Origin of the sequence: Nocardioides endophyticus, from assembly GCF_039543845.1 — a bacterium.
GTDB classification, from domain to species: Bacteria; Actinomycetota; Actinomycetes; order Propionibacteriales; family Nocardioidaceae; genus Nocardioides; species Nocardioides endophyticus.
In genome coordinates this window covers 57,094-72,690 of record NZ_BAABKN010000023.1, presented here as the reverse complement: position 1 = coordinate 72,690, position 15,597 = coordinate 57,094, and the positions used below count along the sequence as shown (strand labels likewise).

Genomic DNA, 15,597 nt, shown 5'->3' with positions numbered 1-15,597 from the left:
AGATGGAATGCGGAACACGCGGATCGGATGGAAGCGGGGGGCCGGCCTTGCTGCGGTCGCGGCGTGCGCGACGCTCGCGCTCGGTGCCTGCGGCAGTGACGGCGGCGGGTCGATCGCCGACCAGACGAAGGAGAACGAGTCGAAGGCCGCAGCTGCCGGGGACTGTGGCGACGTCAACATGGCGGTGAACCCCTGGGTCGGCTACGAGGCGGACGCCTACGTGGTCGGCACGCTCATGGAGACCGAGCTCGGCTGCACGGTGAACTACAAGGAGCTGAAGGAGGACGTCTCCTGGCAGGGCTTCGGCACCGGCGAGGTCGACGTCGTCATGGAGGACTGGGGCCACCCCGACCTCGAGAAGAAGTTCTTCGCCGAGAAGGGCGACGGTAGCGCCGAGGCGTTCGGTGAGACCGGCAACGTCGGCATCATCGGCTGGTACGTCCCGCCGTGGCTCGCCAAGGCGCACCCGGACATCCTGGACTGGAACAACTTGAACAGCTACGCCAAGGACTTCGCCACCAGCGAGTCCGGCGGCAAGGGTCAGTTCCTGGGCGCGGACCCGTCGTACGTCCAGTTCGACGAGTCGATCGTCAGCAACCTCGGCCTTGACTACAAGGTGGTCTTCTCCGGCAGCGAGGCGGCCAGCATCACGGCCTTCCAGCAGGCGGAGAAGAACAAGGAGTTCCTGATCGGCTACTTCTACGAGCCGCAGTGGCTCTTCGCCGACATCGACCTCCAGCGGGTGAAGCTGCCGGAGTACACCGACGGTTGCCAGGACGACCCGGCCAAGGTCGACTGCGACTACCCGGAGACCACCCTGCAGAAGGTCGTGTCGACCTCGTGGGCCGACGAGGGGGGCGCGGCGGTCGACCTGGTCAAGAACTTCCAGTGGACCAACGACGACCAGAACGTCGTGGCGAAGTACATCTCCGAGGACGGCATGAAGCCCGAGGACGCCGCCGCGAAGTGGATCGACGAGAACCAGGACAAGGTCGACGCCTGGCTCGGCTGAGCCGCCATTGCGTGATCGGGCGTGCGGGTTTCCCCGGTCGGCCGGGGAAACCCGTGCGACACGCCGATGGGCGGCGGCGTGTCGTGCGGCATTCACCGGTCAGCCGGGGAAACCCGCAACGGGCCTTGACCTTCCGGCCGGGCCCGGGTGATCCTTGAGGTGGTTTCGTATTACGAACTCCGTTGCGTATTACGCAACATCCGACAGGAGCGCATCATGGCCACCGTCCCCGCCACGGCGAAGGTCGTCGTGATCGGCGCCGGCATCGTCGGCAACAGCCTCGTGCACCACCTCGCCGAGCTCGGCTGGCGCGACATCGTGCAGCTCGACAAGGGAGCGCTGCCCAACCCGGGCGGCTCGACGGGCCACGCCTCCAACTTCATCTTCCCGGTGGACCACTCCCGCGAGATCACGGACCTGACGCTCGACTCGATGCGGCAGTACCAGGAGATGGGCGTCTTCACCGAGTCCGGCGGCTTCGAGCTGGCCCGGACCGAGGAGCGGATGGAGGAGCTGCGCCGACGGATGTCGAGCGCCAGGGCCTGGGGCATCGAGGCCGAGCTGGTCTCACCGGAGTTCGTGAAGGAGAAGGTCCCTTTCATCGAGACCGACCAGTTCATCGGTGCGTTCTGGACGCCGAGCGTGGGCGTCGTCGACTCTCTGCGCGCCGGCACGATCATGCGCGAGAGCGCGCTCGCGAGCGGCGCGCTGACCGTCGTACCCACCGTCGAGGTCGTCGGCCTGGACGTCGAGGACGGTCGCATCCGCAGGGTGCGCACCGACGGCGGCGACATCGAGGCGGCGTACGTCGTGATCGCGTGCGGCGTGTGGAGCCCCAAGATCGGCGACATGGCCGGGATCTCGATCCCGCTGACTCCTGCGGTGCACCAGATGATCAGCGTCGGCCCGTGCCCGCAGCTCGCCGAGCGCGAGGGCGAGATCGCGTTCCCGATCATCCGCGACATGGACACGTTCTGCTACGAGCGCCAGCACGGCGCCGACATGGAGGTCGGCTCCTACGCGCACCGCGCGATCCTGCACGAGCCGGAGGACATCCCCTCGATCGAGCAGGCCAAGCTGTCGCCGACCGAGATGCCCTTCACCTCCGACGACTTCGACCCGCAGCTCGAGCAGGCCTACGAGCTGATGCCCGAGCTGCTCGGTGCCGAGGGCGCGGAGATGCGCTACGCGATCAACGGACTGCTGTCGTTGACGTGTGACGGCAACCCGATCCTCGGCGAGAGCCTGGTCAAGGGCCTCTGGACCGCGGCCGCGGTCTGGATCAAGGAGGGCCCCGGCGTCGGTCGCGCGGTCGCCGAGTGGATGACCCACGGACACAGCGAGATCGACGTCCACCACAGCGACGTCGCCCGCTTCCACCCGCACCAGATGCGTCGCGAGCACACCCGGCTGCGCACCACCGAGGCGTTCATCAAGACCTACGGGATCGTCCACCCGGCGGAGCAGTACGAGTCCGATCGCGACCAGCGGCTGTCCCCGATGCACGCGTCGCAGCAGAAGCTCGGCGCGATGTTCTTCGAGACCGCGGGCTGGGAGCGGCCGCACTGGTACGAGTCCAACGCCGGCCTGCTCGAGCAGTACGGCGACGCCGTACTCCCGCGCGAGCACGAGTGGGACGCGCGCTGGTGGAGCCCGATCATCAACGCCGAGCACCTGCGGCTGCGTGAAGCCGCCGGCGTGATCGACCTGACAGCGTTCCAGGTCTTCGACATCACCGGACCCGGCGCCCTCGACGCCGTGCAGCGCACCTGCGTCGCGCAGTGCGATGTCGCGCTCGGCAAGGTCATCTACACCCCGGTGCTCGACGCGAAGGGCGGCTTCCTCTCCGACCTGACCGTGATGCGCCTGGGCGACGACCACTTCCGGGTCGTTACCGGCGGTGCGCACGGCCGGGCCGACCTGCAGTGGTTCGGCAGCCAGCTGCCCGTCGACGGCGCCACCACGATCACCGACCACACCGACGAGGTCTCGACGATCGGCCTGTGGGGCCCGAGGGCCCGCGACATCCTCAGCGGCCTGACCGACGACGACGTGTCCGACGAGGGATTCGGCTTCCTCACCTGCCGCGTGATCACCGTGGGAGGCACGCCCGTCCTGGCCTCGCGTATCTCGTACGTCGGCGAGCTCGGCTGGGAGCTGTACGTCGCGATGGACGACGCGGCCGCGCTCTGGGAGACGCTGCTCGAGGCCGGCGTCGACCACGGCGCCGTACCGGTCGGGATCGGTGTCTACGGAACCACCGGCCGGCTCGAGAAGGGCTACCGCGCGTACGGCGCCGAGCTCGACGCGGAGCGCACGATCGTCGAGGCGGGCATGCAGCGACCGAAGGTGAAGGCCGCCGACTTCGTCGGCCGCGACGCCTACCTGGCGCAGCGGGACAGTGCGGTCCAGTCCGTGCTCTGCACCCTCACCGTCGACGACCACACTTCGGCGAGCGGCGTGAAGCGCTACATGCTGGGCGGCGAGCCGATCCTGAGCGCCACAGGTGAGCCGCTCACCGACGGCCACGGCCACCACCCCTACGTCACCTCTGCCGGCTCTGCGCCGTCGCTCGGCAAGCACGTCCTGCTCGCCTACCTGCCGCCCGCCGAGGCGTCCATCGGCAACCGGCTGACCGTCTCCTACATGGAGGAGCTCTACCCGGTCACCGTCGGCTCCGTCGACGCGACCGCCCTCCTCGACCCGGCGAACGAGCGCATCCGATGACCGTGTCGGCGCCGCCCGGCGGTGCGTCAGCAACCGTTTCGGCTCGTTCGTGCTCCGAAATCGGTTGCCTGCTCACCGCTGCCCGACGACGCCAGGAGGTGCGGCAGTGAAGGTTCTCGTCTGCATCAAGCGGGTCGTCGACTCGTCGAGCGAGGTGGTCCTGACCGAGGACGGCCAGGCGGTCGACGGCAGGTACGCCGGCTTCACGACGAGCACGCACGAGGAGTGCGCCGTCGAGCTCGCGGTCCAGATCGCCGCAGCGACCGGGGGTACGGCGACCGTGCTCACCCTCGGCGACGCCGACGCGGTCGAGCAGCTGCGCGCCGCCCTCGCTGTCGGCTGCACCGCAGCGGTCCATGTCATCGCCGATGCACAGACCTTCGGTCCGGCCGACGTCGCCCGTGAGGTCGCGGCCGTCGCCCGGGATCACGACCTGGTGCTGCTCGGCAACGACGCCGCTGACAGCGGCGACTTCCAGGTCGGCATCCGGCTCGCGTACGAGCTGGGTTGGCCGGTCGTCAACGGGGTCAGCACCGTCTCCGTCGACGGGGCGGAGGTGACGGCCAGTGGCGCCGGACCCGACGGCCACGAGACCTACCGGGTGCCACTACCCGCTGTCATCACCGTCCTCGAGGGCGGCGTCGAGCCGCGCTATCCGACCGTCCCCGGCCGGATGAAGGCCAAGAAGGTCGCTGTCGCCGAACGCCAGCCGACCGCCGAGCCCACCGGGCCGTCGCGGGTCCGGCTGTTGCTCCCGCCGCCCACCCCGTCCGACGTCCAGATCCTCGGCAAGGGCGCCGACGCGGCGCCGGCCGTGGTCGACCTGCTCGAGCAGCTGGGGGTGCTGGCCCGATGATCGTGGTGCTCGTCGAGACCACCCCCACGGGAGAGGCGGTCGAGGTGTCCCGCGAGGCGATCACGTTCGCCCGCTCCCTGGCGGCCGCGGGCGGTGGTGTCCCGGTGGACGCCGTCGTCGTCGGCGAGCCGTCGGAAGGCCTGGTCGCGACGCTCGCGTCGTACGGCGTCCGCACCGTGCACGCGCTGACCGGCGACGCCTTCGCGTCGTACGCCGGCGCCGCCTGGGCCGCCGGCGTGCAGAGCGTCCGGGGTTCATCGGTCGTCGTGATGGCCGCGGGCACCCCGCGCGGGAACGAGGTGATGGCGCATCTCGCCGCTCGCGAGGGTGTGGCGATGGCGGCCAACGTGCTGTCCTTCAGTGGTCTCTCCCCGTTCGTGGTCACCCGCCAGGTGGTCGGCGGTGCGGCGCTGGAGGAGATGCGCCTGTCCGACCGGCCCGCGGTCTTCACCGTGGCTGGGCACGCTGTCGAGGCGGCGCCCGCGGAGACATCCGGTCCCGCCGAGGTGCTGGCCCACGTGCCCGAGATCGCCGCCGCAGATCTGGTCGCCCGGGTCGTGTCGAGCGAGGAGCCGGAGCCGGACCTGTCCGGCACCCTGAAGTCCTCGCGCGTGGTCGTCGGCGCAGGCCGCGGCGCTGGGAGCTCGGACGGGTTCGCCGACCTGCTGGAGCTGACCGAGCTGGTCGGTGGCTCGCTCGGGGTCTCCCGGGTCGTCACCTCCCTCGGTTGGCGACCGCACCACGAGCAGGTCGGCCAGACCGGGTCCCGGATCTCGCCCGACCTCTACATCCCGTGCGGCATCAGCGGCGCCATCCAGCACTGGGCCGGCTGCTCGTCGGCCAAGACCATCCTGGCGATCAACACCGACCCGGACGCACCGATGGTCACCAAGGCGTCGCACGCCGTGATCGGCGACCTGCACGAGGTCGTCCCGGCCATCAACGCCGAGATCAGGCGTCGCCGGGGCGCGTGAGCCCGAGCACCGACGGCGGCACCGGCACCAGCCCGCTCCACACGTCCTCCTCGGCGTCTGCCTCGGCGGGGGTGGCCGGCCAGTCGTCCGCGACCTTGAGCAGCCAGCCGTCGGGTCCACCGAGACTGATGATTGAGTAAGTTCATAAAGTCAGTAGACTTCTCGTGTGGAGGAGGAGCGACAACCCGACGTCGACCCGTGGTGGTCGATTTTCACGGTCGTGTCCGTGGGAACGCTCGGGCTGCTCCTGGTCACCGACCGGTACGTCGAGCTCCTCGCCGCAGGAGCGGCGTACGTCGCCACCTGGATCATCGCTCGGGCCGATCGACGCTCGGGCGGAGAGGGAGAAGCACCATGACGCACGCAGCACTGGACCAGAGGAAGCAGCCCGCGGACCCGAAGGCGACCGCCGAGGTCCGCGCCCTGAGCCACGTCCGCGCGCTGACCGACCTGTTCGGTCGTCGTCCGGACCTGACCGGCGTCTACACGCCGGCCGACCTGACCAACGAAGCGGTGCTCTGGTCGGCGTGACCGACTGACGCGCCCTGGCGGGCCCGCCTACCCTTGCTCGGTGAGGTCGGGGGGATCCGGGAGACAGAGGAGCGCCACGGGACGCGTACGCCGTGGCGCGCTCGCGGTCGTCGGCGCGCTCCTCACCGCCACCCTGAGCGCGGGGTGTGACGGATCCGGGTCCGACGCCAAAGAGGAGCCGTCCGATCCGGGCTCCAGCACTGCCGGGAGCTCGCCGAGCGGGTCGATGCCGGACTCGGCGTCGCCGTCGAGCGGCCCGACCCTGGACCCGGCGCACGCGGTCAAGGAGCCCGGACCGCGCAGCGGCGTCGTCGGCTACCCCGACATCGTGGTCACCGGCTCCGAGACGATCGACGCGCGCACCATCTCCGCGATCAAGCGACTCGAGCACGTCCAGGACGTGATGCCGATCGCGCTCGCCCAGGTTGTCGTACAGAACCGAACCCTCCAGGTCGCCGCGGTCGACCCGGCGACGTACCGCAACTACACGACCCTCGGAGTGGCGGAGAGCCAGGACATTTGGGACCGGGTGGCCGCCGGCGAGCTCGCCATCGACAAGCCGCTCGTCAAGCGCCTGCCGGTGGACGGCAACGGGTTCGTCGGCCTCGGCAGCACCGATGACGCCCCGCCGGTGCACATCGGCGCGTACGCACCGCAGGCGCCGCTGGTCGACGCGGTCGTCAACGACAGCTGGATCCCGGACCTCGACATGGTCGCGGGCAACGCGCTGCTGATCCGCACGGGCGGGGCCGCGCCCGACACCCTCAAGAAGCCCATCGAGCAGGCCCTGCAGGGCTCCGGCGCGGCCGCGCAGATGACCGACGCGGTCGCGCGCTACGGGCTCGACCCCAATGTCGTCCAGACCGCCGTGGTCGTCGGCACCATCGCCGACGCGGTCGGCGTCTACCGCTACTCGGTGCTGGGTGGCGGCAAGATCGCGCCCGACCCGGACTGGGTGGCCTCGCACATCACCACCGAGCCCGTGCCGATCCTCGGCAACGTCACCTGCAACAAGCTGATCTTCCCGCAGCTGCGGGCCGCGCTCGAGGAGGTGGTGGCCCGCAACCTGGCCGACAAGATCCATCTGGACGACTACGCCGGGTGCTACTACCCGCGCTTCATCGCGGGCTCCACCAAGCTCTCCAACCACGCGTTCGGCCTGGCGCTCGACCTCAACGTCGCCGGCAACGAGCGCGGCACGGTCGGCGAGATCGACCGGGACGTGGTGGCCATCTTCAAGAGCTGGGGCTTCGGCTGGGGCGGCGACTGGAGCTACACCGACCCGATGCACTTCGAGATGAACCGGCTCGTCGCGCCCCGCTGAGCTCCGGCTAGCCTCGATCGCATGCGCGCTGTCCAGGTCGTCACGCCCACCGGTCCCGCTGATGTCGTCGTCAACGACGTGCCCGAGCCCACGCCGCAGCCCGGTGAGGTGCTGGTCGAGGTGCACAGCGTCGGCATCTCGTTCCCCGACCTGCTGCTGAGCAAGGGGGAGTACCAGCTGAAGCCGGAGCCGCCGTTCACGCTCGGCGTCGACTTCGCCGGCGTGGTCCTCTCCGGCCCCGAAGGGTTCACTCCCGGCCAGCGGGTCGCGGGCGTGGCCGGCTACGGCAACGCCGCCGACGTGGTCGCCAGCCCCGCCGACACGACGTTCGCGCTGCCCGACAGCCTCTCCTTCGACCAGGGCGCCGCGCTGCCGATGAACTACCTGACCGCACACTTCGCGCTGGCGGAGCGCGGCAACCTGCGTGAGGGTGAGACCGTGCTGGTGCATGGCGCCGCCGGTGGCGTGGGCACGGCGACCATCCAGGTCGCCAAGGGGTACGGCGCGCGCACCATCGCCGTCGTGAGCACCGAGGAGAAGGCGGCGATCGCTCGCGACGCGGGCGCCGACGAGACGGTCCTGCTCGACGGCTTCCGGGACTCGGTCAAGGAGCTGACCGGCGGTCGTGGTGTCGACGTGATCGTCGACGTCGTCGGCGGTGACGTCTTCACCGACTCCCTGCGCTCCCTCGCCACCCAGGGCCGCCTGCTCGTCGTCGGCTTCGCCGCCGGTCAGGGCATCCCGGAGGTCAAGGTCAACCGGTTGCTGCTCAACAACGTCGACGTGCGCGGCGTCGGCTGGGGCGCGTTCGCGATGATGCGCCCCGGCTACATGCAGCAGCAGTGGGCCGAGCTGCTGCCGATGATGGAGTCCGGCGTGATCAAGCCGCCGGTCGGCACGACGTACGCACTCGAGGACTTCGGGCAGGCGCTGATCGACATGGAGCGGCGCAAGACCCTCGGCAAGTCCGTGGTGCGGGTCCGTTCGTGACCGTGGGGGACGATGGACCCATGGACGAGACTGTGGACGACACCACCCGAGCACTCCAAGCCGCCCAGGTGATCCTGGACGGCGTGACGGAGCCGGCCCCCGGAGGGGGAGTCGTGGGCGATGCTATGCAGCTCGCCTTCGGGAGGCTGGTCGAGGAGGGTGCGATCGAGCTCGCCGTCGAGGCGCCCGACGAGGACGACGAGGACGGCGAGTTCGAGGTCGAGCTCGACATCGCGCCGTTGCTCGGTGGCATCTCCCTGGTCGTCGACCACCTCGTCGACGAGCTGACCCGGCGCGGCGGGATGTCGCGCGAGGACGTCATCGCCACCGCGCGAGAAGCGCTGGCCCGCTGACGTCGCCCGAGGCGCGCCTGATCAGGCCACCGGTGCGTACGTGAAGAGCCTGACCTGGAACGACGCGACGTCGTAGGAGCCCACCAGGCCCCTGACCGACCAGATCACGGCGTCGGGCCAGTCGGCAGGGTAGACCTCGCTGTTCGACGACATCGGGCGGTCGCTCGAGGGGGTCGTCACGTCGCCGGTCATCGTCCAGGTGGCGCGGGAATCGGCCCCGGCCGTCAGCTGGGCCGACGCGCTCGCTCCTGGGGTGGAGGGTCCGCCGGTGGCCGCCACACTGAACCTGTCGTACGGCGTGCGCCGGCCGGGGACGCGCACCGTGAAGTATCCGAGGGTCGGAAGGCAGGTCGTCGACGTGGTGGTGAAGCTCAGCCCGTCGGGGTACCGAGTGGAGGCAGTGGTCGCGCACGGGTACGGGCAGAGGATGCAGCCGCCGGTCGGCGGCTCCGCCGATCGAGGGGTGGCAGCGGCGGCGAGGTCGATGATGGTTGCCTTCGCCTCTAGCTGAGCGCGGGAGACCTTGACCGACCTCGTGTCGGACAGGACCCGGGCGTTCCCGGCGGCGTTGCGTCCCTGGACCACGCGGATCCGGTAGGCGCCGGGCGGCTGCCGCACCCCGGCGGAGTCGCGGCCGTCCCAGGTGAACCGGCCGCACGGGACGCAGGTGGCGACCCCGATCCTCTCGCTGCTGCGTGGCGCCGAGGTGATCGGCTCCGTGGAGACCACGCGCCCCGCTCGGTCGAGCACCTGGGCGCGCAGCTTCTCGATCACGCGCGACGAGTAGTAGTAGCCATCCAGACCGTCGACCACCAGGGGGCTGGTGAGGTTGAAGTTGCCGACGACGACGTCGTTGATGACCTTGGCGTAGGGGTACACGGTGTTGCTGCTGAGCTTGAGGGTGCCGGCGTCGAGGTGGGTCGGCGAGGTGCGCACGACGACCGCGGTCGAGTCGGTGCGGTTGGCGCCGTGGGCGGACGCGCGGACGACCACCTCGTAGCGGCCGTCGGGAAGGCGCTTGCCGCTGGCGCGGGTGCCGGCCCAGGCGAAGGACCGCTTGCCGGCGCGGGTGGTCTCCGGGGCGGTCCGGAAGACGGTCTTGCCGCGGTGCGTCACCTCGACGCTCACCCTGGCCTGGCTCGTGAGCCGGTAGCGCACCGCGACCCGGTCCTTCGTGCCGTCGCCGTTGGGAGAGAACGGCGAGGTGGTGTCCAGGATCCGCACCTGTGTCGCGGTCCGCGGGGCCGGCTGGGACCGGTCGGGAGCGGACGCCACGGCCGGCGCGGCGGCGACAGGCAGGAGTACGGCGGCGAGCAGCGCCGGGATCAGTCGTCGGGTCACGTACGTATCAGCGCTTCGTAGTCACGTTCCGTTACAGGCCACCAAGCCGGTTCAGACCGCCTTGAGCGGGTGGATCGCGATGTCGCCCGCGATCGCGGCCCGAGCACCTCGAACGCCTTGCCGATGTGGAGCGCGCTCATGTGGGCGTCCATGTCGGCCTGCGAGCGCCACGCCTCGACGGTCACGAACGTGCCCGGCGTGGTCGCGGACTCGAAGACGTCGTACGCGTAGCAGCCCTCCTCCTCGCGCGACGCCGCGGCGAGGGTGGCGAGCGCGGCGGCCGCTTCTGTGGCGCGAGCGGGATCGATCGGGATGGTCGCGACGACCCGTAGGGCGTCGGCGGGAAGATCAGTCATGCTCGGACGGTAGTGCCCTCCCCGGGGCGACAACGCCCATACGGTCTATTCCTCATCCCTTACCTCGGGCGGCTAGGGTCACCGGGTGAGCATTCTCGAGGACGCCCGCGAGGGCATGGACGTCGCCATCCGGCCACAGGACGACCTGTTCGGCCATGTCAACGGGCGCTGGCTCGACGAGACCGAGATCCCGTCCGACCGCTCGAGCTGGGGACCGTTCGTCCAGCTCGCGGACATCGCCGAGGATCAGGTCCGCACGATCATCGAGGACCTGGCGCGGGTGGTCGCCGAAGGTGCCGAGGGTGTCGCCATCGACGAGGACGCCCGCAAGATCGGTGACCTCTTCTATGCGTTCATGGACACCGACACGATCAATCGCAAGGGCATCGAGCCGGTGCGCCCGCTCATCGCCGCGGTGGCCGGCCTGCGCGACGTCCGCGACCTGGCCGCGTTCCTGGGTGAGTTCGAGCGGATCGGCGGCCACGGGCTCTTCGGGTCCTACGTGACCACGGACAGCAAGGACTCCGACCGCTACCTCTTCAACCTGGTCCAGGGCGGCCTCGGGCTCCCCGACGAGTCCTACTACGTGGACGACAAGTTCGCCGAGATCCGCGAGAAGTACGTCGCCTACCTGACCCGGCTGTTCACCCTCGCCGACCACGCCGACGCCGACCGCGCGGCCGCGACGGTGCTCGCCATCGACACCCGGCTGGCCGCCGGGCACTGGGAGCGCTCGGAGACTCGCGACGTCCAGAAGACCTACAACCTGATGACGAAGGCCGACCTCGTGGAGCTCTGCCCGAGCTTCGACTGGGACGCCTACGTCACCAACCTCGGCGGCAGCGACGAGACCCTCGCCGAGGTGTGCGTCCGGCAGCCGTCGTACTTCTCCCACCTCTCCTCGGTGCTCGACGAGGTCCCGGTCGACGAGTGGCGCGAGTGGTTGCTCTCCCACGTGCTGCGGGCGTCCGCGGCGTACCTGACCGACGACTTCGTCGAGACCAACTTCGACTTCTACGGCCGCACCCTCAACGGCACGCCCGAGCTGCGGGCACGGTGGAAGCGCGGCGTCGCGTTCGTCGAGGGCGCGATCGGTGAGGCCGTCGGCAAGGAGTACGTCGCCCGGCACTTCCCGCCCCGGTCGAAGGCGATGATGGACGAGCTGGTGGCCAACCTGCTCGCGGCGTACCGCGTGTCGATCGAGGCGCTCGACTGGATGACCGAGGAGACCAAGCAGCGGGCGTACGACAAGCTCGACCGGTTCCGCCCCAAGATCGGCTACCCGGAGAAGTTCCGCGACTACTCCGCGCTGCAGGTCTCGCGCGACGACCTGCTCGGCAACGTGGCGGCGGCGTCCGCCTTCGAGACCGACCGCGAGCTCGCGAAGATCGGGTCGCCGGTCGACCGGGACGAGTGGTTCATGCTGCCGCAGACCGTCAACGCCTACTACAACCCGGGCACCAACGAGATCTGCTTCCCTGCTGGGATCCTGCAGGCACCGTTCTTCGCGCCCGACGCCGATCCGGCCGAGAACTACGGCGGCATCGGTGCCGTCATCGGTCACGAGATCGGCCACGGCTTCGACGACCAGGGCGCGCAGTACGACGGGGACGGCAACCTCAACGACTGGTGGACGCCCGACGACAAGGCCGCCTTCGAGGTGAAGTCGAAGAAGCTGATCGAGCAGTACGACGGGTTCGAGCCGCGCAACCTCCCCGGCGAGCACGTCAACGGCGCGCTCACCGTGGGTGAGAACATCGGCGACCTCGGCGGTCTCACGATCGGCCACACGGCGTACCTGATCGCGAACGGCGGCTCCGCGTCGGTCGAGGACCGGCGGAAGCTCTTCATGAACTGGGCCTACTGCTGGCGGACCAAGCGCCGCAAGGAGCAGGACCAGCAGTACCTCACGATCGACCCGCACAGCCCGCCGGAGTTCCGGGCCAACATCGTGCGCAACCTCGGCGAGTTCCACGAGGTGTTCGAGACGGCGCCCGGCGACGGCCTCTGGCTCGACCCAGAGGACCGGGTTCGGATCTGGTGATCGCTGCCCACCGGCAGCCGGACTACCGGGTCAGGTTCGAGTGGGGCCCGACCGGCGCCGCGGCGGTGGCTCTGCCGGACGAGGTCGCGGTCGTCGTCGACGTGCTGTCGTTCACCACGACCCTGTCGGTCGCGATGGACGCCGGCATCACGGTCTACCCCTTCCGCTGGAAGGACGCGCGGGCCGAGGCGTACGCCGCTGAGCGCGACGCGGTGCTCGCGCGGGACCGCTCGGCGCGCACCGGGATCAGCCTCTCGCCCGTGACGGTGCGTGCGTCGTCGGGAGTCGAACGGTTGGTGCTGCCATCGCCGAACGGGTCCGCGATCAGCTTCGCGCTGGCCGACTCGGGCGCGACGGTCGTCGGCGCCTCTCTCCGCAACGCCACGGCGGTCGCCCGCTGGGTGGCCGCCCGGCGTACGCCGATCGCGGTGATCGCGGCCGGTGAGCGCTGGGCCGACGGCACGCTGCGTCCGGCGGTGGAGGACCTCTGGGGCGCCGGCGCCGTGCTCGCGGCGCTGGCCGACCTGCGGGCGACCGGGTTCAGCCCCGAGGCCCGGATGGCCGCGGCGGCCTACCGGGACGTCGCCGAGCGGATCGACGCGGAGCTCCGTGCCAGCGCGAGCGGCCGCGAGCTCGTCGACATCGGCTTCGCCTCCGACGTCCTGGTTGCCGGCGAGGTCGACGACAGCGATCTCGTCGCGGTGCTGCGCGGCGAGGCGTTCGTGCGATCGACAGCCGACTGAGCGCCATCAGCTGATCGGGAGTCGTGTGCCCCAGCACGCGCCATGGGACGTCCTGGGGCACACGACCTGTGATCCGCCAGCAACGCGCCCCGTGTCGCGCGCTGGCAGCCTCGAGGAGCGGCCCGTCGGTGCCCAGATACGTCGCACGGAAGATTCCCTCTGTGGAGGGGCCGATCCCGGCGTCGGCGACCGCTGGTAGACAGGGCGGCATGAGTACCGCGCCCACCACCGATGCCCGGGCCAGCGCCGAGGCCCACCTGAAGGCGCTGGTGGGCAGCGACGACGCCACGCTGCGCGAGGACCAGTGGGCCGCCATCGAGGCGCTCGCGGTCGACCGGCGGCGCGCGCTCGTCGTCCAGCGCACCGGCTGGGGCAAGTCGGCCGTCTACTTCGTCGCCACCCTGCTGCTGCGCGACCAGGGCGCGGGCCCGACCGTGATCGTCTCGCCGCTGCTCGCCCTGATGCGCAACCAGATCGCCGCCGCCGAGCGCGCCGGGATCCGGGCGGTGACGATCAACTCGACCAACATGGAGGACTGGGAGCCGATCCAGGAGTCGATCCGGGCGGGCGAGGTCGACGTGCTGCTGGTCAGCCCGGAGCGGCTCAACAACCCGGGGTTTCGCGACGAGGTGCTGCCGCGGCTGGCGGCGACCTGCGGGCTGCTGGTGGTCGACGAGGCGCACTGCATCTCCGACTGGGGACACGACTTCCGCCCCGACTACCGCCGCATCCGCACCCTGCTCCAGGACCTGCCGACGGGCATCCCGGTGCTCGCGACGACCGCGACCGCCAACGCCCGGGTGACCGACGACGTCGCCGAGCAGCTCGGGAGCGCGGGGACCCTGGGTGACGTGCTCGTGCTCCGGGGCACCCTCGACAGGGAGTCGCTGCGGCTCGGCGTCGTACGACTCAAGACGCCGGAGCAGCGACTCGCCTGGCTCGCCGACCACCTCGCGGAGCAGCCGGGATCGGGCATCGTCTACTGCCTCACCGTGGCCGCGACCCAGGAGGTCGCCGACTACCTCCGCTCGCGCGGCCACGAGGTCGCGGCGTACTCCGGGCAGACCGAGCCCACCGAGCGGCACGCACTGGAGCAGGACCTGGTCCACGGCCGGGTCAAGGCCCTGATCGCCACCAGCGCCCTGGGCATGGGCTTCGACGCGACGCTCGGGTTCGTCGTCAACCTCGGGGCCCCGCCGTCGCCGGTCGCCTACTACCAACAGGTCGGCCGTGCCGGTCGCGGCACGGCCGAGGCCACCGTGGTGCTGCTGCCGGCGATCGAGGACCGCGACATCTGGGCCTACTTCGCCTCACTGGCCTTCCCGCGCGAGGAGCAGGTCCGGCGCACCCTCGAGGTCCTCGCCGAGGAGGGCCGCACGATGAGCACCGCCACCCTCGAGACCTACGTCGAGCTCAACCGCAACCGGCTCGAGACGATGCTCAAGGTGCTCGACGTCGACGGCGCCGTACGCCGGGTGCGCGGCGGCTGGGAGTCCACCGGCCAGCCGTGGGCCTACGACGAGGAGCGCTACCAGCGGGTGACCGAGGCCCGCGAGCGTGAGCAGCGCGCGATGCTCGACTACATCGCGACCGACGGCTGCCGGATGCGCTTCCTGCGCGACCAGCTCGACGACCCGGGCGCCGTGGACTGCGGGCGGTGCGACAACTGCGGCGGGCTCGCGCTCGCTGTCGAGATCTCGTCCGCGGCCGTCGAGGAGGCCGAGGCCAGGCTGTCTCGACCCGGCGTCGTCGTCGAGGCCCGCAAGATGTGGCCCACCGCGCTCGCCAACCTCGGCGTCGACCTGCGCGGCAAGATCGGCGAGGCTGCCCTGGAGGGCCGCGCCGTCGCCCGGCTCACCGACCTCGGCTACGGCAACGCGCTGCGTGAGCTGTTCGCCCCGGCCACGCCGGACGGCCCGGTGCCGGTGCCGCTGGTCCGCGCGGTCGTCGAGGTGCTCGGCGACTGGCGCCCCCCCGTCGACGGCATCGTCGTGGTCGAGTCCGCGACCCACCCCGCCCTCACCGCCGACCTCGCCGACGGGCTCTCGCGCTTCCTGAAGGTCCCGGTCGTAGGCCGCTACGCGATCGTCGACCCCGACGTCGCACCGGGACAGGGTGCCGCCAACTCGGCCCAGCGGATCGCCGCGGTCGGCCACCGGTTTGACCTCCAGGCGGAGATCCCGGAAGGCAGCCGGATCCTGCTGGTGGATGACCGGGTCGGCACCGGCTGGACGCTCACGCTCGCCGCTCGCGCGATCCGCTCGGCCGGCGCCGCCGAGGTCCGCCCGCTGGTGCTCGCTACCACGAGCTAGCCGTTTGCACGAATGAAACACCCGAGACCTAGAG

The 15,597-nt window shown here is 70.8% G+C and carries 14 protein-coding genes; 12 read left to right on the top strand and 2 right to left on the bottom strand.

Annotated features, from left to right (window positions below):
- Nucleotides 1-7: 7 nt before the first annotated feature.
- The 9 genes from ABEA33_RS17525 (at nucleotide 8) to ABEA33_RS17485 (ending at nucleotide 8,767) form a co-directional block, all read left to right on the top strand.
- Nucleotides 8-1,012: an ABC transporter substrate-binding protein gene (locus ABEA33_RS17525; RefSeq protein WP_345528189.1), complete on the top strand. Its 1,005-nt coding sequence runs from the start codon at nucleotides 8-10 to the stop codon at nucleotides 1,010-1,012.
- A gap of 216 nt (nucleotides 1,013-1,228) precedes the next feature.
- Complete coding sequence (locus ABEA33_RS17520) at nucleotides 1,229-3,739, top strand: GcvT family protein (protein WP_345528187.1); 2,511 nt, start codon at nucleotides 1,229-1,231, stop codon at nucleotides 3,737-3,739.
- Nucleotides 3,740-3,845: 106 nt separating this feature from the next.
- Complete coding sequence (locus ABEA33_RS17515; RefSeq protein ID WP_345528185.1) at nucleotides 3,846-4,595, top strand: electron transfer flavoprotein subunit beta/FixA family protein; 750 nt, start codon at nucleotides 3,846-3,848, stop codon at nucleotides 4,593-4,595.
- A complete protein-coding gene (locus ABEA33_RS17510) occupies nucleotides 4,592-5,569 on the top strand; it encodes an electron transfer flavoprotein subunit alpha/FixB family protein (protein WP_345528183.1) in 978 nt (325 codons plus the stop codon). Before ABEA33_RS17515 ends, ABEA33_RS17510 begins: the two co-directional genes overlap by 4 nt.
- Before the next feature lie 166 nt (nucleotides 5,570-5,735).
- Entirely contained in the window at nucleotides 5,736-5,927 is a 192-nt protein-coding gene (locus ABEA33_RS17505) for a hypothetical protein (protein WP_345528181.1), read from the top strand.
- Nucleotides 5,924-6,100 (top strand): hypothetical protein, encoded by a 177-nt coding sequence (locus ABEA33_RS17500; protein ID WP_345528179.1) that lies wholly within the window; start codon nucleotides 5,924-5,926, stop codon nucleotides 6,098-6,100. Before ABEA33_RS17505 ends, ABEA33_RS17500 begins: the two co-directional genes overlap by 4 nt.
- 40 nt (nucleotides 6,101-6,140) lie before the next feature.
- Entirely contained in the window at nucleotides 6,141-7,424 is a 1,284-nt protein-coding gene (locus ABEA33_RS17495) for a M15 family metallopeptidase (protein WP_345528177.1), read from the top strand.
- 21 nt (nucleotides 7,425-7,445) lie between these two features.
- A complete protein-coding gene (locus ABEA33_RS17490) occupies nucleotides 7,446-8,414 on the top strand; it encodes an NADPH:quinone oxidoreductase family protein (protein WP_345528176.1) in 969 nt (322 codons plus the stop codon).
- Nucleotides 8,415-8,434: 20 nt separating this feature from the next.
- Nucleotides 8,435-8,767: a hypothetical protein gene (locus tag ABEA33_RS17485; protein ID WP_345528175.1), complete on the top strand. Its 333-nt coding sequence runs from the start codon at nucleotides 8,435-8,437 to the stop codon at nucleotides 8,765-8,767.
- A gap of 21 nt (nucleotides 8,768-8,788) precedes the next feature.
- Here ABEA33_RS17485 and ABEA33_RS17480 read toward each other — a convergent pair whose 3' ends face one another.
- Together ABEA33_RS17480 and ABEA33_RS17475 are read right to left on the bottom strand one after the other, a co-directional pair.
- Nucleotides 8,789-10,108: a FlgD immunoglobulin-like domain containing protein gene (locus ABEA33_RS17480; protein WP_345528174.1), complete on the bottom strand. Its 1,320-nt coding sequence runs from the start codon at nucleotides 10,106-10,108 to the stop codon at nucleotides 8,789-8,791.
- Nucleotides 10,105-10,464: a putative quinol monooxygenase gene (locus ABEA33_RS17475; protein WP_345528173.1), complete on the bottom strand. Its 360-nt coding sequence runs from the start codon at nucleotides 10,462-10,464 to the stop codon at nucleotides 10,105-10,107. The genes ABEA33_RS17480 and ABEA33_RS17475 overlap by 4 nt, the downstream gene beginning before the upstream one ends.
- Nucleotides 10,465-10,549: 85 nt before the next feature.
- Here ABEA33_RS17475 and ABEA33_RS17470 point away from each other — a divergent pair, with 85 nt between their 5' ends.
- The 3 genes from ABEA33_RS17470 to ABEA33_RS17460 all read left to right on the top strand — a co-directional run bounded on the left by ABEA33_RS17470 (nucleotide 10,550) and on the right by ABEA33_RS17460 (nucleotide 15,563).
- A complete protein-coding gene (locus ABEA33_RS17470) occupies nucleotides 10,550-12,508 on the top strand; it encodes a M13 family metallopeptidase (protein ID WP_345528172.1) in 1,959 nt (652 codons plus the stop codon).
- Nucleotides 12,505-13,251 carry a 2-phosphosulfolactate phosphatase gene (locus ABEA33_RS17465; protein WP_345528171.1) on the top strand — a complete coding sequence of 249 codons (747 nt, stop codon included), beginning with the start codon at nucleotides 12,505-12,507 and terminating at the stop codon, nucleotides 13,249-13,251. The genes ABEA33_RS17470 and ABEA33_RS17465 overlap by 4 nt, the downstream gene beginning before the upstream one ends.
- A 209-nt stretch (nucleotides 13,252-13,460) precedes the next feature.
- Nucleotides 13,461-15,563 (top strand): RecQ family ATP-dependent DNA helicase, encoded by a 2,103-nt coding sequence (locus ABEA33_RS17460; RefSeq protein ID WP_345528170.1) that lies wholly within the window; start codon nucleotides 13,461-13,463, stop codon nucleotides 15,561-15,563.
- Nucleotides 15,564-15,597 lie beyond the last annotated feature (34 nt).

Bases quoted from the DNA above. Each gene is read 5' to 3' on its own strand.
- ABEA33_RS17525 (WP_345528189.1), top strand. From the start codon at position 8: ATGCGGAACACGCGGATCGGATGGAAGCGGGGGGCCGGCCTTGCTGCG.
- ABEA33_RS17520 (WP_345528187.1), top strand. From the start codon at position 1,229: ATGGCCACCGTCCCCGCCACGGCGAAGGTCGTCGTGATCGGCGCCGGC.
- ABEA33_RS17510 (WP_345528183.1), top strand. From the start codon at position 4,592: ATGATCGTGGTGCTCGTCGAGACCACCCCCACGGGAGAGGCGGTCGAG.
- ABEA33_RS17500 (WP_345528179.1), top strand. From the start codon at position 5,924: ATGACGCACGCAGCACTGGACCAGAGGAAGCAGCCCGCGGACCCGAAG.
- ABEA33_RS17490 (WP_345528176.1), top strand. From the start codon at position 7,446: ATGCGCGCTGTCCAGGTCGTCACGCCCACCGGTCCCGCTGATGTCGTC.
- ABEA33_RS17485 (WP_345528175.1), top strand. From the start codon at position 8,435: ATGGACGAGACTGTGGACGACACCACCCGAGCACTCCAAGCCGCCCAG.
- ABEA33_RS17475 (WP_345528173.1), bottom strand. From the start codon at position 10,464: ATGACTGATCTTCCCGCCGACGCCCTACGGGTCGTCGCGACCATCCCG.
- ABEA33_RS17460 (WP_345528170.1), top strand. From the start codon at position 13,461: ATGAGTACCGCGCCCACCACCGATGCCCGGGCCAGCGCCGAGGCCCAC.